Genomic DNA, 16,843 nt, shown 5'->3' on the forward strand with positions numbered 1-16,843 from the left:
CTCTGCCGGCGAACCGACGGTGATGACCTACTCGGCGGAGTCGACGCCAGCAGCCGCAGCTGCCTGAGCAGCAGCGGTGCCGGCGCGATTCTGTGCAACCCAGCCGGCCATGTTCCTCTGCGAAGCCGCCGTGATGGCGAGGGCTCCAGCGGGAACGTCTTTGCGGACGACCGTGCCGGCGCCGGTATAGGCTCCGTCACCGATTCTAACCGGCGCGACGAAGACGTTGTGCGACCCCGTGCGCACGTGCGACCCGACGACCGTCTTGTGCTTCGCGACACCGTCGTAGTTGGCGGTGATCGTGCCCGCGCCCACGTTGGAGTGCTCACCCACGACGGTGTCTCCGACGTAGCTCAAGTGCGGCACCTTGCTCCCCTCGCCGATCGTCGAATTCTTGGTCTCGACGAAAGTGCCGATCTTGCCGTCGGCGCCGAGGGTCGTGCCGGGACGCAGGTAGGCGAACGGGCCGACGGTCGCTCCCGCGCCGACGACCGCGAGGGTCGCGTCGGTGCGAGTGACGACGGCGCCCGCGCCGATCTCGCAATCGACGAGTGTCGTGTCAGGGCCCACCACGGCGCCGGACTCGATCGCGGTGGCGCCGAGGATCTGGGTGCCCGGGCGCACCTCGACGTCGGGTGCGAGGGTCGCCGTGACGTCGATCCAGGTCGAGGCGGGGTCGACGATCGTGACGCCCGCGAGCTGCCAGCGCCTCACGATGCGCGCGTTCAGTTCGACACCCGCCGCGGAGAGCTGCACGCGGTCGTTGATCCCCGCGACGAGCCAGTGGTCGGAGACGGCGACGGCCGCGATCCCCGCGCCGGCAGCGCGCACCTCGGCTGCGGCATCCGTGAGGTATTTCTCCCGCTGGGCGTTGTCGGTGCCGATGGAGGCGAGCACCGAGCGCAACACGGCGGCGTCGAAGACGTAGACGCCCGCGTTGACCTCGCGCACCGCGAGCTCGGCGGCCGAACCGTCTTTCTGCTCGACGATCGAGAGGAAAGTGCCCGCCGCGTCGCGCAGGATACGGCCGTTGCCCGTCGGGTCGTCGAGCACGGCGCTCAAGAGGGTGAGGGCGTCGCCGGATGCGCGGTGCGCGTCGACGAGACCGCCGACCGTCGCGGCGTCGAGCAGCGGAACATCCGCACTCAAGACGACGACGTGGCCGTCGAAGTCGGCGGGCAGGGCGTCGACCGCGACCTCGACCGCGCGACCGGTGCCCGGGACCTCGTCTTGGTCGACGACGATCGCGCGAGGCGAGAACGTCGAGACGGCCTCGACGACGCGGTCGCGCTCGTGCCGCACGACGGTCACGATGTGCGCTGCTCCGAGGGCCTCCGCCGTCGTGAGCACGTGCCCGATGAGAGGCAGTCCCGCGAGCGGGTGAAGAACCTTGGGGAGGGACGACTTCATGCGGGTGCCCTGCCCTGCGGCGAGAACGACGACGGCGAGATCGGACGAAGACATGGAGCCCCTCACTCGGGCTGCGCCGGTGGTGATCCACCACCGGTTCGGCCCGGATAACAAGAAATGACGGTGGACACGTGGCGGCCCGGTCGGGTCGGCGGGGTCGCTCCGCCTCCAGGATTCGAACCTAGACCGAACAGCTCCAAAGGCTGTCGTGCTGCCGTTACACTAAGGCGGATCACGCCGAGGGCGCTCCCCCAGTCTGCCAGATCGGGCGCGCGGATGCTCCCGCCCCTCCCTCGCGGCGTCGGGCCCACGACGGTGCGGGCACGATAATGGTCGGATGCCAGGAAGCGATGAGGTCGACCGGATCGTCGACGCGTGGTCCCGTGAGAGACCCGACCTCGACTTCTCCCCGCTGCAGGTTCTCAGCAGGGTCGGGCGGCTCTCGAAGCACCTCGACCGCGCGAGGCGCACGGCGTTCGCGGCATCCGGTCTCGACTCGTGGGAGTTCGACGTGCTCTCGGCTCTGCGCCGCGCCGGCGACCCCTATCACCTGAGCCCGAAAGCACTCCTGCAGCAGACTCTCGTGTCGAGCGGAACCATGACGAACCGCATCGACCGCCTCGTGGCACGCGAGCTCGTGGAGCGCCGCACCGACCCGCGCGACGGTCGCGGCATCCTCGTCGTGCTCACGGACGCCGGCAGCGCCCGCGTCGACTCGGCGATCAGCGCGCTCCTCACGGCCGAGACCGAGGTGCTCGCGGGACTCCCCGCGAACGATCAGGAGCGCCTTGCCGCGCTCCTGCGCAAACTGAGCCTCGACTTCGACTGAGTCAGCGAGCTAGCTTGCTAGCCGGAGACCCTGCCGCGCGCTACCCCTCGAGCAGTTCCGAGAGTTCGAGCCAACGGAACTCGAGTTCGCTCTGCGCCTTCTCGACGGCCGCGAGCTCGGCCTGAAGCGCGCCGAGGCCCGCGTAGTCGTTCTGGTCGTGCTCAGCGAAGCGCTGGTGCAGCGCAGCGATCTGCTGGGCGTACTTCTCGAGCTTGCGACCGGCCGCAGCGAACTCCTTCTGCGAGTTGCGCAGCTCGGCACCGCCGAGTTTCGGCTTCGAGCTCGCGCTCGACGACGCCGCGCCCGTGTCGGTCGCCTTCTCGGTGGCGGTGGATGTCGCGCCCCCGCGCTCGACCGAGCGCAACCGGAGGTACTCCTCGACCCCTCCCGGCAGGTGCCGCATGCGGCCGCCGAGGATCGCGTACTGGTTGTCGGTGACACGCTCGAGCAGGTAGCGATCGTGGCTCACGACGATGAGGGTGCCGGGCCACGAGTCGAGCAGGTCTTCGATCGCCGCGAGGATGTCGGTGTCGAGGTCGTTGGTGGGCTCGTCGAGGATGAGCACGTTGGGCTCGCCCAGGAGGATGAGCAGCAGCTGCAGTCGACGACGCTGGCCACCGCTGAGGTCTTTGACGGGGGTCGAGAGCTGTTCGCTCATGAAGCCCATGCGCTCGAGCAGTTGCCCGGGGGTGAGCTCCTTGCCGCCGGTGACGTAGGAGCTCTTCTGGCGCGCGATGACGTCCATCACGCGGTCGTTGAGGATGTCGGCGAGCTCGTCGAGCTGCTGGCTGAGGATGGCGACCTTCACGGTCTTGCCGCGCTTGACGCGGCCGACGGTCGGCTGCTGGGTGCCCGCGATGAGGCTCAGGAGGGTGCTCTTGCCCGCGCCGTTGACCCCGAGGATGCCCGTGCGCTCGCCGGGCGCGATGCGCCACTCGATGTCGCGCAGCACTTCGCGGCCGAGCGGGGCACCGGTGTGCTCATCGGTTCCGCTGCCGACATCGCCGGCACTCAGCGGATAGGTCACACCCACGTCGAGCAGGTCGACGACGTCCTTGCCCAGGCGCGACGTCGCGAGCTGGCTCAGGGCCACGGTGTCGCGCGGCGGCGGCTCGTTCGCGATGAGCTCGTACGCGGCATCCATGCGGAATTTCGGCTTGGTCGTTCGGGCCGGCGCACCGCGACGCAACCAGGCGAGCTCTTTGCGCGCGAGGTTCTGGCGCTTCGACTCCATGGTCGCGGCCATCTTGTCGCGCTCGACGCGCTGCAGGATGTATGCCGCATACCCGCCCTCGAACGGCTCGATGATGCGGTCGTGGACCTCCCACGTGTCGGTCGAGACCTCGTCGAGGAACCACCGGTCGTGAGTGACGACGATGAGCCCGCCCTGGTTGGGCGACCACCGACGCTTGAGGTGCTGGGCGAGCCACGCGATGCCCTCGACGTCGAGGTGGTTGGTGGGCTCGTCGAGAAAGAGCACGTCCCAGTCGCCGACGAGGAGCTTCGCGAGTCCGACGCGACGACGCTGCCCGCCGGAGAGCTCGCCCATGCGGGCGGTCCACGGGAGGTCGCTCAGGAGCCCGTCGATGACGTCGCGGATGCGGGCGTCCCCCGCCCACTCGTGCTCGTCGAGGTCGCCGACGATCGCCTGCGAGACGACCATGTCGTCGGGGAGCACATCGGACTGGTCGAGCATGCCGAGGGTGATGCCGCGGCGCCTCGTGACCCTGCCGCCGTCGGGTTCGATTCGCCCCGCGAGGAGGTTGATGAGGGTCGACTTGCCGTCGCCGTTGCGACCCACGACGCCGATGCGATCACCCTCGTTGAGGCCGATCGTGACCTTGTCGAAGACGACGCGGGTGGGATATTCGAGGTGCAGGGATTCGGCCCCGAGGAGATGTGCCACCCTCCGAGGGTACGCGGGTGCGGGCGACCGGCCGAACCGGCGGTCGGCTGAGGGCCGGTCGACGGCTCAGCCGATCGCGCCGACCCACTCGGTCGAGCCGTCGCCGAACTCCTGCTCTTTCCAGATCGGCACGGACTCCTTGACGGCGTCGACGAGCCGCGCGCACGCCGCGAACGCTTCGGCACGGTGGGCGGATGCCGCGGCGCACGCGAGGGCGATGTCACCGATGCGGAGCGAGCCGACCCGGTGCGCCACGGCGAGGGTCACGTCGGGGAACTCGCCCGCGACCTCCGCGGCGACGCGCGCGATGACATCGCCCGCGGTGGGGTGCCCGGTGTAGTCGAGCCTCGTGACGTGTTTGCCCTCGTCGTGGTCGCGCACGACCCCGGCGAAGGTCACGACGGCCCCGGCGTGGTCCGACGCGACCGCGCGGGAGCACGCGTCGACCGTGATCGGTTCGGAGTCGACGCGGGCGAACACGACGCCGTGCCGGGGATTCTCGGACTGTGTCTCAGGCATCGTGGTGGCCTCCGTCGATCTGGTCGAGAACGTGGTCGAGGATGTCGTCGAGGACGCCGAGCCCGTCGCGCACTCCCCCGGTCGACCCGGGGAGGTTGACGACGAACGTGCCGCCCGCGACTCCCGCGACACCGCGGGTGAGCAGCGCGAACGGCGTGCTCGCCGCACCTCGGCGGCGCAACTCCTCGTGGAAGCCGGGCACCTCGACGTCGAGCAGAGCCGCGGTCGCGTCGGGGGTCGAGTCGCTCGGCGAGATGCCGGTGCCCCCCGTCGTGACGAGGAGTGCCGGGCGAGCGGCGAGCGCTGTCGCGAGGGCTGCGGCGACCTCGGGACCGTCGGGAACCACAACGGGGTCGGTCGTCTCGAGACCGCGCGCAGACATCCAGTCGCGGATGATCGGCCCGGTGCGGTCGTCGTAGACCCCCGTCGCCGCGCGAGTGGAGGCGACGACGACGACGCCGCGACGGCTCACGCGGCGCCCGTCCGTTCGGCGAGCGCACTCTCGCGAGTCCAGTCCCCCGACTTGCCCCCGGACTTCGCGACGACGCTGATCTCGCCGATCGTCGCGAGCTTGTCGACGGCCTTGATCATGTCGTAGAGGGTCAGGGCCGACACCGTCGCGGCGGTGAGCGCTTCCATCTCGACCCCGGTGACGGCGGTCGTCGAGACGGTCGCCACGACGGTGAGCGCGTCGTCTGCACCCGTGATGTCGATCTCGACGGCTGCGAGAGGCAACGGGTGGCACAGCGGGATGAGCGTCGCGGTCTGTTTCGCGGCCATGATGCCGGCGATGCGCGCCGTGCCGACGGCTTCGCCCTTCGGCAGCGCGCCGTCGAGCACGGACCGCACGACGTCGGCCCGCGTCGTCACGACGGCCCTCGCTGTGGCGCGTCTCGCGGTGGCGCTCTTGGCCGAGACGTCGACCATGTGCGCGGAGCCGTCGGCCCGGACGTGGGTGAGGGAGGGGGCGGAGGGCAGGTCAGTCATGGATGCTCCAGATCTCGACGGTGTCGCCCGCGGCGAGGTGACTCACACCCGCGGGGATGTGCACGAGGTGCGAGCTCGAGGCGTAGCTGTGCAAGAGGTGCGAGCTCGGGCCGCCCACGAGGTGGACGGTGCCGTCGTCGGCGAGAACGCCGCGGCGCACCTGGTGCTTGTGTTCGGGCGAATCGACGGCGACGGCGAGGGGTGCCCGCTGCGAGGGTCGGTGCACGCTGAGACCGTGCATCGCGCGCAGGGCGGGCCTCACGAACATCTCGAACGACACGAGGGCGCTCACGGGGTTGCCGGGCAAGGCGATGACGGGACGGTCGATCGTGGCGCTGCTCGTCGCGCCGCTCGTGACACCCGCGACCACGGCCGACCCGGCAACCGCCCCCTCGGCGAGCGCGATGCTCGCGAGGCCGAGGCCCTGGGGTCCGCCCGGCTGCATCGCGACGCTCCCGAACGCCACCCCCGCGGGAGCGAAGACGTCGCGCACGACCTCGAAAGCGCCCGCGCTCACTCCCCCGGTCGTGAGCACGAGATCGCACAGTGGGGCGTCGACGGCGAGGATGCGCGCGAGCTCGGTCGCATCATCGGTGACCGAGCGCACCGCGACGACCTCGGCTCCGGCCCCGACGACGCTCGCGGCCATGCTCGCGGCGTTCGCGTCGTAGATGCGGCCGTGGTCGAGAGCAGACCCGGTCATCTGCAACTCGTCTCCCGTGGAGATCACGAGCACGCGTGTGCGGCGCACCACCTCGACGCTCGTGATGCCCGACGCCGCGATGACCGCGCACTGAGCGGCCCCGAAGCGCGTTCCCGCCGGCAGGAGCACGGCGCCGGCGCGCAGGTCGCTCCCGCGCTCGCGCACGAACGCTCCCGGGCTCGGCGGGGTCGCGAATCGCACGGCGGCGAGAGCGTCGCCCTCGGCCGGAAAGGTGTCGGGTGTCGCGTGTTCGATCGGGATGACGGCATCCGCGCCCGCGGGCATCGCGGCACCGGTCATGATGGGCGACACCGTGCCGGCCGCGAGCGCGGCGATCGGATGGCCCGCGGCGATCATCGGCCCCACGGGCACGTCGCGGCTCGCCACGATCTCGGTCGAGCGCACCGCGTATCCGTCCATCTGCGAGTTGTCGAACGGGGGATGATCGATCGGCGACACGAGGTCGTTCGCGAGCACCCGGTCGAGGAGAGCGGAAACCGATCCGGCGAGCGAAGACGCCCCGAGAGGCGGCCGGTCGTGCGCGGAGGGGAGGTCGATCCGCTCGGGCAGGGCGTGGGCACGGGCGGCGAGAGGGGCGAGCAGAGCGCGAACCGCCTCCTGGTGCTCCGCGACCGTCGTCATGCCCCCATCATCCCAGGCGGCGCCGGGAGAACCGCGCCTGCACCCCGATCGCAGCCCGTGCTGGAAGACTGGGCGCATGTCTGAACCCGTCGCGCGCATCGCCGTCATCGGAGGCTCCGGTCTCTACAGCCTCTTCGACCCCGCCGAGTCGGAGAAGCGATCCATCGCGACCCCGTACGGCACGGCATCCGTGACCATCGGAACGCTCGCGGACACGACCGTCGCGTTCCTCACGCGCCACGGCGTCGACCACTCGGTCGCGCCGCACCTCATCAACTTCCGCGCCAACATCTGGGCGCTCGCGTCGCTCGGGGTGCGCGCCATCGTGTCGAGCGCCGCGGTCGGCGGAGTCCACCCCGACTACGCACCCGGAACGTTCGTGCTCACCGACCAGTTCATCGACCGCACCCACGGGCGGGCGGACACGTTCTACGACCGCGGGTCGGTTCAGCACCTCGCCGCCGCGGACCCGTTCTGCCCGACCCTGCACTCGATCGCCGAGACCGCTCTCGGGGGCGAACTCGACGGTGCTCGCGTCGTGCCGACCGGCACGGTCGTCGTCATCCAGGGTCCGCGGTTCTCGACTCGCGCCGAGTCGCTGTGGTTCCGCGCGGCGGGCGCCCACACCGTCAACATGACGCTCTACCCCGAGGTTCCGCTCGCGGCCGAGCTCGGCATCGGAACGGTCAACCTCTCGTTCGTGACCGACGGCGACGCGGGCCTCGCTCCCGCTCTCGGCGACGAGGACGGCGCGGGCGACGAGGTGAGCGCCGAGCTCGTGTTCGCGCGGCTCGCCGAGGCTCAACCGCGCATCGTGCGCGCGATCGAGACCGTCATCCGCGCGATCCCCGACGACTACGAGGCTCGCGAGCTCATCCCCGCCCACGAGGTCGCGGCTGTTCTCGCCCAGCAGGTCACCGCCTGATGCTCCTCGTCACGGGCGGCAGCGGATTCATCGGCTCGGCCGTCGTCGAGGCCGCCCTCGCGCGCGGCGAGCGCGTGCGCGTGCTCGACTCGCTGCGCGACGACGTGCACGGTGCGCCCCCCGCCGCCGACGATCGCGTCGAGTTCGTGCGTGCCGACGTGCGTGACGCGGATGCCGTGGCCGGTGCCCTCGCGGGCGTCGAGGTCGTGTGCCACCAGGCCGCCAAAGTGGGTCTCGGCGTCGACTTCGCCGACGCACCGGACTACGTCTCGTCGAACGATCTCGGCACGGCCGTTCTCCTCGCCGCCATGAGCGCCTCGGGGGTCTCGAGGCTCGTCGTCGCGAGCTCGATGGTCGTCTACGGCGAAGGCAGCTATCGGGGCCGCTCGGGTCTCACGAGACCGGCCGCGCGTCGGCGATCCGACCTCGACGCGGGGCGCTTCGACCCGACCGACGCCGACGGCGGCCCGCTCACGCCCGAACTCATCGCCGAAGACGCCCCGCTCGACCCGCGCAACGTCTACGCGCTCTCGAAGCTCGCCCAAGAGAATCTCGCGAGCTCCTGGGCGCGCTCGACGGGAGGGTCGGCGGCCGCGCTGCGCTACCACAACGTCTACGGACCGGGGATGCCGCAGAACACGCCGTATGCGGGAGTCGCCTCTCTCTTCCGCTCGTCGCTCGAGCGCGGCGAAGCTCCGCGCGTGTTCGAAGACGGCGCTCAGCGACGCGACTTCGTGCACGTGCGCGACGTCGCGAGCGCCAACCTCGCGGCGATCGACTGGACGGCGTCGAGCGACGAGTCGACGTTCCGCGCCTTCAATGTCGGCAGCGGCACCGTGCACACGATCGGCGAGATGGCCGAGCAGTTGAGCGAGCACGCGAACGGCCCCCGGCCGATCGTGACCGGCGAGTACCGTCTCGGTGACGTGCGGCACATCACGGCCTCGTCGGAGCGGCTTCAGACCGAACTCGGGTGGGCTCCGACGATGACGTTCGAGGCGGGGATGCGCGAGTTCGCGTCGGCACCGCTCCGCGCGGCGGTCACGCGACGCTGAGCTCGATCGTGTGACGGCCCGTCGCGCCGTCCGGGACGACGGGCGCGATGTCGGCGGTCTGCACGAGCCCGTCGACATCCATCGCGCGCACGACGATCTCGTGGTCGCCGACCTCGGCCTCCCACTCGAACCACCACTGCAGCCACGTGTCGACCGAGACGTCGGTCGCGAGTGTCGCCTCGCGCCACCGACCGCCGTCGATCTGCACCTCGACCGACGCGATGCCCGTGTGCTGCGCCCAGGCGACTCCGGCGATCACCACACGCCCGGCCTCGACCGTCGAGCGCGAGGTCGGGGTGTCGATGCGCGACGAGATCTTGACGGGACCGCGCTCCGTCCACCCGCGCGTCGACCAGTAGGCGAGGTCGTCGGCGAAGGTCGTGACCTTCAACTCGGTGACCCACTTCGTCGCCGAGACGTAGCCGTAGAGGCCGGGGACGACCATCCGCACGGGAAAGCCGTGCTGCAGGGGAAGGGGCTCGCCGTTCATCCCGACAGCGAGCAAGGCATCGGTGTCGTCATCCTGCAGAACGTCGAGGGGAGTCGAGGCCGTGAACCCGTCGACGCTCGTCGAGAGAACCATGTCGGCGCCCTCGAGCGGCACCGCTCGAGCGAGGACGTCGCGGAGCGGGTGGCCGAGCCAGAGGGCGTTGCCGATGAGGTCGCCTCCGACCTCGTTCGACACGCACGCGAGGGTCACGTAGCGCTCGACGAGCGGGAGGGCGACGAGCTCGTCGTAGGTCATCTCGATCTCGCGCTCGACCATGCCCGTGACGCGCAGTCGCCACTCGCTCGGGTCGACGGAGGGCACCTGCAGTGCCGTGTCGATGCGGTAGAACGCGGTGTTGGGCGTGACGAACGACGAGAGCCCGCTCACCTCGGCCGCGGGGTCGACGGGGAGTGCGACCGCGACGTCGGCAGCCGCGGGCAACCGGATGCGGGCTCGGAGGTCGCGCACGGCTGCCGACGCCGAGTTGAGCGCGCGGGCGCCGATGCCGACGACGGCACTCGAGACGCCGACGATCGCGACGAGGCGCAAGAAGCGGCGGCGGTCGAACTGCGGTGCGGCATCCGCGACGACGGCCGCGCGGGTGGACGCCGCGGCGACCCAGTCGCGGAGAGCACCGATCGACAGGTGCAGGAGCACGGCTCCGGTCACCGCCCCCATGACGGTCGGCATCGCCGCGATCGCGGTCGCTTCGGCGCGCGTGAGCACGGCGACGAGGGCGACGACCGCGACGGCCGCGAGGATGACGAGGCCGACCGGCGGCCGACGCCACTGCACGACACCGGCGATCGCCGCGACGACGAGCACGGCCGCACCGAGGCACACGAAGAGCACGAGTTTGTCTGCCGTGTCGAAGAGGCTGATGACGAGACTCTTGAACCCGGGGGGAACGAGATCGATGATGAGCGACCCGACGGCGAGCATGGGGTTGCCGATTCCGCCGAGAACGAGCGAGACGAGTTCGGCGACGGCGAGCGTCGCTGCGGCACTCACGACTCCCGCGGTCGCGGCCCACGTGCGCGGCGACACTCTCGACGATCCCACGGCGTCAGGCTAGGCCCGCATCCTGTGCATTCGGCGGCGGTCCGGAGCTCCGGGCAGAGCTCGGCGGAACTGGACGTAGGGTTTCACTGGTGACCGAACCGTCTCTCGACCCCGAATCCGCCGAACGATCCGGCGCGATGGAACCGTCTGCGCCGATCGCCCTCGTCGACGTCGTCTTTCCGTGCCTCAACGAGGAGGGCGCCCTCCCGACGGTGCTCTCGCGCTTGCCCGAGGGATACCGCGCGATCGTCGTCGACAACGGGTCGACTGATCGCTCCGTCGAGGTCGCTCTCGCGCACGGCGCAACGGTCGTGCACGAGTCCCGCCGCGGTTTCGGGTCGGCCGCGCACGCCGGACTCCTCGCCGCGACGGCGCCCGTCGTCGCGTTCTGCGACGCCGACGCCTCGATGGATGCCGCCGACCTCCCCCTCGTGGTCGACCCCGTCGTGGCGCGGTCGAGCGATCTCGTGCTCGGCCGTCGTCGACCGACACGGCGCTCGGCGTGGCCGCTCCACGCTCGGATCGCGAACCTCGCTCTCGCCGTTCTGATGCGCCGGGCCACGGGCATCCCTCTCCACGACCTGGGTCCCATGCGTGCTGCTCGACGGGAGGGTCTGCTCTCGCTCGACCTGACCGATCGCCGGAGCGGCTACCCGCTCGAGATGATGCTCGAGGCGCACGCCGCGGGGTGGCGCATCGTCGAGGTCGACACCCCGTATTCACCGAGAGTCGGCAAGTCGAAGGTCACGGGCACCCTGCGCGGCACGATCGTGGCCATCAAAGACATGTCGCGATTGCTCGCTCGCCAGCGAGCAGAGCAGCGGTCAGCGACACGGGCACGCCCGCGAACACCCGGACGCCGCGAGGAGACGAACCGATGACGACACTCGTTCTCATCGCGAAGGAGACGATCCCCGGGCGCGTCAAGACGCGGTTGCACCCGCCGCTGACACTCGTGCAGGCTGCGGAGCTCGCCGCTGCCGCGATCGCGGACACCCTCGAGGCCGTCTCGGAGCTCCCCGCGACGAGACGGGTGTTGCTCTTCGAAGGAAACCTTCTGCCGCCCGGCTCCGAACACTACGACGTGATCACTCAAGTGCCCGGAGACCTCGATGCGAGGCTCGGCGCGATGTTCGACGAGGTCGAGGGCCCCACCGTGCTCATCGGCATGGACACCCCGCAAGTGAGTGCCGCCGACCTCGCGCCCGCGTTCGAGGCGTGGCCCGACGACGTCGACGCGTGGTTCGGTCCCGCGAACGACGGCGGCTTCTGGTGCCTCGGCCTCGCGGACGCCCGCGACGGACGCCCCCGCGGCGACCTGCTCCGAGGAATCCCGATGTCAAGGGCTGACACGGGAGAGCACCAACTCCGCAGACTGGAGAGAGCGGGCCTCGCCGTGCGGATGCTCCCGACCCTCACCGACGTCGACACGATCGACGACGCGACGGAGGTCGCGGCCACGGCCCCCGGGAGCCGATTCGCCCGCACACTCTCCCGCTTCACCGACACGACCCCGAAGGACCGCTTGTGACCATCGCCGAAGACACCGCCTCTCTCGACTCGCGCGCATCGACGTCGACCGACGACCCGTCGGCGACGTTCGGTTCCGGCGGGTCGGAGCCCTACGCGGTGGCCCTGCGCGATGCCGACTCCCCCGTGCTCTTCCTGCACGCGACCCACCGCGGGCGCCTTGCGGGAGCCCCCATGGACGTCGCCCGCTGGAACGCCGCAGCGGACTCCGTGGACCTCTCGCTGCTGCAGAGCGTGCGCGGCCCGGTGCTCGACATCGGCTGCGGGCCGGGGCGGATGGTGCGAGCCGCCGCCGCGCTCGGCGTCGAGGCGCTCGGCATCGACGTCTCCCCCACCGCGATCGATATCGCGCGGGAGTCGGGGCTCGACGTTCTGCTCGCTTCGGTGTTCGACGACATCCCCGCGATGGGTGCGTGGCAGACCGCTCTCCTCGTCGACGGCAACATCGGGATCGGCGGAGACGTGAGCGCGATGCTCGCTCGCTGCCGGCAACTGCTGGCACCCGACGGCGAGATCGTCGTCGAGGTCGACCCGAGACACGACGTCGACAACACCTACACGGGCCGCCTCGTCGACACCGACGGGCGCGAGAGCGCCCCCTTCCCGTGGGCCGAGGTCGGCTTCGCAGCCCTCGTGCGCCGCGCGGAACCTCTCGGGCTCGCGGTGCGTCAGTCGTGGGAGCTCGAGGGTCGCGCTTTCTGCCGCCTCGCCGCGAGCACCGCGTAGCCCGCGAGGGCGATCGCCGTCACGACGGCGAGTCCCACGAGGAACCAGACGAAGTTCGAGGCGTAGTCGAGGGGCACGACCGTCGGGTTGTTGGCGCCGATCGCGCTCTTGTAGATTCCGGGAACCGCGACGAGCGCAACGACCGCGCCGACCACGACCGCGGCCTGGAAGATCGCGAGAGCACCGAGGGGAACCCGGCGTCCGGTCGAGCGCAGAACGAGATTGCCGACGACGACCCCCATCGAGATGATGCCGTCGTGGATGACGAGCGCTCCGAGAAGCCACACGCCGATTCCGAGCCATCCCGAGGGCCTCACGAGGTCGACCACGACGAAGCCTCCGAGCACGATGAGGGCGATACCGACGATCACGAGCCCCGTGCGCCAGGCCTGCATGGCCCTCGACACGTCGCGAGGCGGATGCTCTGCGTGCGTGTGCGCCGTCGTCACGAGATCACCTCGAGTCGGCTCAGCCACTTGGTCTGCAGCACTCCGGGGCGGGCCGGCGCGATCATGCGCGCGGGGTATCCGTGGTCGATGTCGAGCTCGGACCCGTTGAGTTCGAGCGCGACGAGGGTGAGATCGTCTCGCACGTATTCGGCACCCATCTCCATGACGGCATAGATACTCCCCTCCTCGAGGCTCGTGGCGCGGAACCTCGCGCCGGGCTCGGCGCCCACGAGGTCGGCGAGATCGCGCATTCGCGGACCTCGCCACCGGGCCGATTGGCTCCACCCCTCGACGCACGCGATCGGCAGTTCCACGTCGTACTGCGGGAGGGCGAGGAGCTCGTCGCGTGACAGGACTCGCGACGTCGAGCCGTTGCTGACCGTGAGCGTCCAGCCCGGATCCACCGCCGTCTCGAGCACATCCGCGGCGCGGGCCGTGCGGTTGACAGGGAGGTCGTTCGGGCCCACACCCTGCTTGCGGGGGGCGAAGAGATTGGTGCCGTCGAGCACGCGGAACGACTGACCCCCCGTGAAGACGACGAGGGCAGCGGCAGACAACCCGATGGCCGCGAGGAACCCCCGCCGGCTCGTGCGTGCCTCGCGCGGCTCGCGCGGTGTTCCGGGAACCCTGTCGATCCACGCGAAGACCCGACCGGTGACGCCCGTCGTGTGCGGGGAGTCGAGGACGACCTCGCGGTCGCGCCCGTCGTGTTCGCCCGACTGGGGCGCCTCGGCGATCCGCACGACCGAGCCGTCGGCCTCGTAGCTGTCACGCTTGCGCCAGTACTGCGCGATGGTCGGGAGCTTGATCGCGATGTGGATCGCGAGCGATCCGATGACGACGAACGACAGGGCGAAGTGGGTCTGGCGGAACGGGAACGGGAAGAACGCGTAGAGCTGGAAGGTGTTGAGGAGCCCGATCGTGATCTCGACGATCGACGCGGCGACGAACACCGCGATCGATGCCCGCTCGAAGAAGTGGCGCACCGATCGCACGGGCGGCGATTGGAAGAGCTCCGGAAACACCGTGTAGAGCTTGCCGAGCAGAAGCGGGAAGCACACGATGCCCGCGGTGATGTGGAGACCCTGACTCACCTGGTAGATCCACACGGGGCGGGTCGGGAAGACCATCCACGGCAGGGGTTCCTGCAGATAGTGGCTGAAGAGCCCGGTGCCGAAGCACACGAGGAACGCGATCGCGAGAAGGCGACCGAGCACCGTCGCCATGCGCGGGTTGCGCGAGGGGCTCGCGAGCGACCGGCGCACGTCGTGCAGCAATCGATGCATGCGCTCATTCCACCACGAGAGGCCTCTCACGGTGGTTGTCGACTCGATGGCGGGCACACCCCTTATTCGGAACCGACCGCACATCAGACAGGATGAAGTGTGCGAATCGTGATTACCGGCCTCCTTCTCGCCGCGAGCGCCGTCGTCACGGTCGTCTCGATCACCGCGTTGCCCTACTACGACGACAAGAGCGGAAGGCTCTGGCCACTCGTGGCCCTCACCGCTCTCCTCTGGGTTCTCTTCGTCGCCTCGATCGTGGCGCTGCGCTCGGTCCGCGGCCGCGCGGCGATCGTGCTCGTCATCGTCGGGTCGATCGGGATCGGGGGTGCGGCGATGGCCGGCCCCCCGAACACGAGCACCGACTCGGCACGCTACGCGTGGGACGGCATCGTGCAGAACGCCGGAATCTCGCCGTACGACTTCGTTCCGACCGATCCCGAACTCGCCGACCTCCGCACCGACTGGTTGTTTCCCGACCCCGTCGTCGGCGCCGACGGCGAGCTCGAGTGCGAGGGATCGCGCATCCTGCAATCCGTCGAACCGGGGACCGACGAGGTCGTGTGCACGGCCATCAACCGCGCGACGGTTCCGACGATCTACCCTCCCTCGAGCGAGATCCTCTTCGCCGCGGTGCGGTTCGTGACCGGGCCCGAACCCCAGTACTGGCCGATGCAACTCGTCGGACTCCTCCTGAGCCTCGCCATCACGGGCATCCTCCTGCGCGCACTCCACACGAGAGGGCGCGACCCCCGCTGGGCGGCGCTGTGGGGGTGGAGTCCGCTCATGGCCACCGAGGCCGTGACGAACTCCCACATCGACGTCTTCGGCGGACTGCTCATCCTGCTCGCGACCCTCGCGGCCGCGAACGGCAAGCGCGTGTGGGCGGGCGTCGCACTCGGTGCCGCGATCGCCGTGAAACTCATTCCCGTGATCGCCGCCCCCGCGCTCCTGCGCCGTCGGCCGATCGTGCTCATCGCCGTGTCGATCGCGACGTTCGCCGCGCTCTACGTTCCGTACATCCTCGCGAGCGGCATCGGCGTGCTCGGTTACCTCCCCGGATATCTCACCGAGGAGGGCTACTCGAGCGGCGACCGGTTCGTTCTGCTCTCGACGGTTCTCCCCGGCACCGCCGCGACGATCGTCGCCGTCATTCTCGTCGCCGCGACCGCGGCCCTCGTCTGGTGGAAGACCGACCCGACCGACCCCTGGGTCGGCCAAGCGGTCATGATCGGCGTGACCCTGCTCGTCGTGAGCCCGCGCTACCCCTGGTACGCCCTCATGCTCGTTCCCGTCGTCGCGATGTCGGGCCGATGGGAGTGGCTCGCCGTGCCCGCCGCGCTCACGGTGCGCTACCTCATCCCCTCCGTCGACCTCGCACGGCTGTGCCTCGCGCTCGCGATCGTGCTCATCGTCGCCATGTCGCTGCACCGCGCGGGCCCCGGGGCGCTGCGGCGTCTCGGCGGATGGCTGCGTCATCCGCTCTCGCCGACGACTCGGAAAACTGATCACTCCCTGAGTGCTGGCTGATAGAAGTAACGGAAAGGTCACGGAACCGAACTCGTCCAAACCGAATCGCGATCGGGTGCGAACTCCTGTCAACACCAACCGCAAACACTTCAGCTAAGGATGAGAAATCATGCGCAAGTTCTACAAGTCCACTCTCGGAATCGCCGCAGCAGCACTCCTCGTCGGTGGTCTCGCAGCATGCTCGACCGACGCCGCCGAAGAGCCCGCCGATGACGCGGACACCTCGGAAGAGGCCACGGTCGACCCCGAGCCCCTCGCCTCGATCCCTGAGCTCGACGGTGTCGACACCCAGGTCACGCTCGACGCCGGCTTCGTCGAGGCCCTCGAGTCGCTCGGCCTCACCCCCGGAACCCTCGGAGACGCCACGCTCTCCGACGAGGGCGTTCTCGCCTTCCCGATCACCGGTGGAAACGTCGACTACTACGACCCCGAAGAGGACTACCGTCCCTACGTCCAGGGCTCCATCGAGCACGACGGTTCGGGAATCTCCCTCACGGCCGGCGACACCGTCGTCGAGCTGACCGACTTCCGTATCGACCCGGGCACCTCGCAGCTCTTCGGCACCGTGACCGCGAACGGTGAGGCCGTCGGAGACGACATCTTCATCTTCAACCTCGACGGAACCACGCTCAACCCGCTCACCGAAGACGCTGACGGCAACGCCGTTCTCGAGGGAACCACCGTTCTCATCAGCGAGGACGCCGCACCGCTCCTCAACGACACCTTCGGCACGGACGCTGTGACCGACGAGCTCGTCGTCGGAATCGCGCAGATCACCGCATCGGCCGCCGAGTAAC

Annotated in this window: 17 protein-coding genes and 1 tRNA gene; 8 read left to right on the forward strand and 10 right to left on the reverse strand. The window is 70.0% G+C overall.

All coding sequences use genetic code 11. The annotated features are described in order from the left end of the window. Window positions 1-27: 27 nt before the first annotated feature. On the reverse strand, window positions 28-1,464 hold the full coding sequence (glmU, locus tag ACLHG5_RS07570) for a bifunctional UDP-N-acetylglucosamine diphosphorylase/glucosamine-1-phosphate N-acetyltransferase GlmU (protein ID WP_411318309.1): 1,437 nt from the start codon (window positions 1,462-1,464) through the stop codon (window positions 28-30). A gap of 106 nt (window positions 1,465-1,570) precedes the next feature. Then, window positions 1,571-1,642: transfer RNA gene (locus ACLHG5_RS07575), tRNA-Gln, on the reverse strand. Between the two features lie 105 nt (window positions 1,643-1,747). Here ACLHG5_RS07575 and ACLHG5_RS07580 point away from each other — a divergent pair. After that, window positions 1,748-2,239: a MarR family winged helix-turn-helix transcriptional regulator gene (locus ACLHG5_RS07580; protein WP_411314792.1), complete on the forward strand. Its 492-nt coding sequence runs from the start codon at window positions 1,748-1,750 to the stop codon at window positions 2,237-2,239. A 40-nt stretch (window positions 2,240-2,279) separates the two neighbouring features. Here the strand turns inward: ACLHG5_RS07580 and ACLHG5_RS07585 are convergent, their stop codons facing one another. The 5 genes from ACLHG5_RS07585 to glp all read right to left on the reverse strand — a co-directional run bounded on the left by ACLHG5_RS07585 (window position 2,280) and on the right by glp (window position 6,996). Further along, window positions 2,280-4,145, reverse strand: a complete 1,866-nt coding sequence (locus ACLHG5_RS07585) for an ABC-F family ATP-binding cassette domain-containing protein (protein WP_411314791.1) — start codon at window positions 4,143-4,145, stop codon at window positions 2,280-2,282. Window positions 4,146-4,211: 66 nt separating this feature from the next. Next, a complete protein-coding gene (locus tag ACLHG5_RS07590; RefSeq protein ID WP_411318310.1) occupies window positions 4,212-4,664 on the reverse strand; it encodes a molybdenum cofactor biosynthesis protein MoaE in 453 nt (150 codons plus the stop codon). Continuing rightward, window positions 4,657-5,136, reverse strand: a complete 480-nt coding sequence (locus tag ACLHG5_RS07595; protein WP_411314789.1) for a molybdenum cofactor biosynthesis protein B — start codon at window positions 5,134-5,136, stop codon at window positions 4,657-4,659. Before ACLHG5_RS07595 ends, ACLHG5_RS07590 begins: the two co-directional genes overlap by 8 nt. Beyond that, window positions 5,133-5,651, reverse strand: a complete 519-nt coding sequence (gene moaC / locus ACLHG5_RS07600; protein WP_411318311.1) for a cyclic pyranopterin monophosphate synthase MoaC — start codon at window positions 5,649-5,651, stop codon at window positions 5,133-5,135. The genes ACLHG5_RS07595 and moaC overlap by 4 nt, the downstream gene beginning before the upstream one ends. Then, complete coding sequence (gene glp / locus ACLHG5_RS07605; RefSeq protein ID WP_411314787.1) at window positions 5,644-6,996, reverse strand: gephyrin-like molybdotransferase Glp; 1,353 nt, start codon at window positions 6,994-6,996, stop codon at window positions 5,644-5,646. Before glp ends, moaC begins: the two co-directional genes overlap by 8 nt. 76 nt (window positions 6,997-7,072) lie before the next feature. Here glp and ACLHG5_RS07610 point away from each other — a divergent pair, with 76 nt between their 5' ends. Then, complete coding sequence (locus tag ACLHG5_RS07610; RefSeq protein ID WP_411318312.1) at window positions 7,073-7,921, forward strand: MTAP family purine nucleoside phosphorylase; 849 nt, start codon at window positions 7,073-7,075, stop codon at window positions 7,919-7,921. Continuing rightward, window positions 7,921-8,976, forward strand: a complete 1,056-nt coding sequence (locus ACLHG5_RS07615; protein WP_411314785.1) for an NAD-dependent epimerase/dehydratase family protein — start codon at window positions 7,921-7,923, stop codon at window positions 8,974-8,976. The genes ACLHG5_RS07610 and ACLHG5_RS07615 overlap by 1 nt, the downstream gene beginning before the upstream one ends. Here the strand turns inward: ACLHG5_RS07615 and ACLHG5_RS07620 are convergent. After that, complete coding sequence (locus ACLHG5_RS07620; protein ID WP_411318313.1) at window positions 8,963-10,528, reverse strand: molybdopterin-dependent oxidoreductase; 1,566 nt, start codon at window positions 10,526-10,528, stop codon at window positions 8,963-8,965. The genes ACLHG5_RS07615 and ACLHG5_RS07620 overlap by 14 nt on opposite strands. 137 nt (window positions 10,529-10,665) lie before the next feature. Here ACLHG5_RS07620 and ACLHG5_RS07625 point away from each other — a divergent pair, with 137 nt between their 5' ends. Genes ACLHG5_RS07625 through ACLHG5_RS07635 form a run of 3 tightly spaced genes read left to right on the forward strand, consistent with a single transcriptional unit; the run spans window position 10,666 to window position 12,784 of the window. Beyond that, window positions 10,666-11,409: a glycosyltransferase family 2 protein gene (locus ACLHG5_RS07625; protein WP_411316272.1), complete on the forward strand. Its 744-nt coding sequence runs from the start codon at window positions 10,666-10,668 to the stop codon at window positions 11,407-11,409. Next, entirely contained in the window at window positions 11,406-12,059 is a 654-nt protein-coding gene (locus ACLHG5_RS07630) for a DUF2064 domain-containing protein (protein ID WP_411318314.1), read from the forward strand. The genes ACLHG5_RS07625 and ACLHG5_RS07630 overlap by 4 nt, the downstream gene beginning before the upstream one ends. Then, window positions 12,056-12,784 (forward strand): class I SAM-dependent methyltransferase, encoded by a 729-nt coding sequence (locus ACLHG5_RS07635; protein WP_411314782.1) that lies wholly within the window; start codon window positions 12,056-12,058, stop codon window positions 12,782-12,784. The genes ACLHG5_RS07630 and ACLHG5_RS07635 overlap by 4 nt, the downstream gene beginning before the upstream one ends. Here the strand turns inward: ACLHG5_RS07635 and ACLHG5_RS07640 are convergent. Both ACLHG5_RS07640 and ACLHG5_RS07645 read right to left on the reverse strand, forming a co-directional pair. Further along, window positions 12,727-13,233 (reverse strand): hypothetical protein, encoded by a 507-nt coding sequence (locus ACLHG5_RS07640; protein WP_411314781.1) that lies wholly within the window; start codon window positions 13,231-13,233, stop codon window positions 12,727-12,729. The two genes, ACLHG5_RS07635 and ACLHG5_RS07640, sit on opposite strands and share 58 nt — an antisense overlap. Then, window positions 13,230-14,519, reverse strand: a complete 1,290-nt coding sequence (locus ACLHG5_RS07645) for a molybdopterin-dependent oxidoreductase (RefSeq protein ID WP_411318315.1) — start codon at window positions 14,517-14,519, stop codon at window positions 13,230-13,232. Before ACLHG5_RS07645 ends, ACLHG5_RS07640 begins: the two co-directional genes overlap by 4 nt. 108 nt (window positions 14,520-14,627) lie before the next feature. Here ACLHG5_RS07645 and ACLHG5_RS07650 point away from each other — a divergent pair, with 108 nt between their 5' ends. Then, complete coding sequence (locus ACLHG5_RS07650; protein ID WP_411318316.1) at window positions 14,628-16,046, forward strand: glycosyltransferase family 87 protein; 1,419 nt, start codon at window positions 14,628-14,630, stop codon at window positions 16,044-16,046. Window positions 16,047-16,155: 109 nt separating this feature from the next. Then, a complete protein-coding gene (locus ACLHG5_RS07655) occupies window positions 16,156-16,842 on the forward strand; it encodes a hypothetical protein (protein WP_411314778.1) in 687 nt (228 codons plus the stop codon). Window position 16,843: the final 1 nt, after the last annotated feature.

The organism is Marisediminicola sp. LYQ85 (assembly GCF_046600695.1).
Lineage (GTDB): Bacteria > Actinomycetota > Actinomycetes > Actinomycetales > Microbacteriaceae > Marisediminicola.

Bases quoted from the DNA above. Each gene is read 5' to 3' on its own strand.
- ACLHG5_RS07610 (WP_411318312.1), top strand. From the start codon at position 7,073: ATGTCTGAACCCGTCGCGCGCATCGCCGTCATCGGAGGCTCCGGTCTC.
- glmU (WP_411318309.1), bottom strand. From the start codon at position 1,464: ATGTCTTCGTCCGATCTCGCCGTCGTCGTTCTCGCCGCAGGGCAGGGC.
- ACLHG5_RS07590 (WP_411318310.1), bottom strand. From the start codon at position 4,664: ATGCCTGAGACACAGTCCGAGAATCCCCGGCACGGCGTCGTGTTCGCC.
- ACLHG5_RS07630 (WP_411318314.1), top strand. From the start codon at position 11,406: ATGACGACACTCGTTCTCATCGCGAAGGAGACGATCCCCGGGCGCGTC.
- ACLHG5_RS07615 (WP_411314785.1), top strand. From the start codon at position 7,921: ATGCTCCTCGTCACGGGCGGCAGCGGATTCATCGGCTCGGCCGTCGTC.
- ACLHG5_RS07645 (WP_411318315.1), bottom strand. From the start codon at position 14,519: ATGCATCGATTGCTGCACGACGTGCGCCGGTCGCTCGCGAGCCCCTCG.
- glp (WP_411314787.1), bottom strand. From the start codon at position 6,996: ATGACGACGGTCGCGGAGCACCAGGAGGCGGTTCGCGCTCTGCTCGCC.
- ACLHG5_RS07625 (WP_411316272.1), top strand. From the start codon at position 10,666: ATGGAACCGTCTGCGCCGATCGCCCTCGTCGACGTCGTCTTTCCGTGC.
- ACLHG5_RS07655 (WP_411314778.1), top strand. From the start codon at position 16,156: ATGCGCAAGTTCTACAAGTCCACTCTCGGAATCGCCGCAGCAGCACTC.
- ACLHG5_RS07580 (WP_411314792.1), top strand. From the start codon at position 1,748: ATGCCAGGAAGCGATGAGGTCGACCGGATCGTCGACGCGTGGTCCCGT.
- moaC (WP_411318311.1), bottom strand. From the start codon at position 5,651: ATGACTGACCTGCCCTCCGCCCCCTCCCTCACCCACGTCCGGGCCGAC.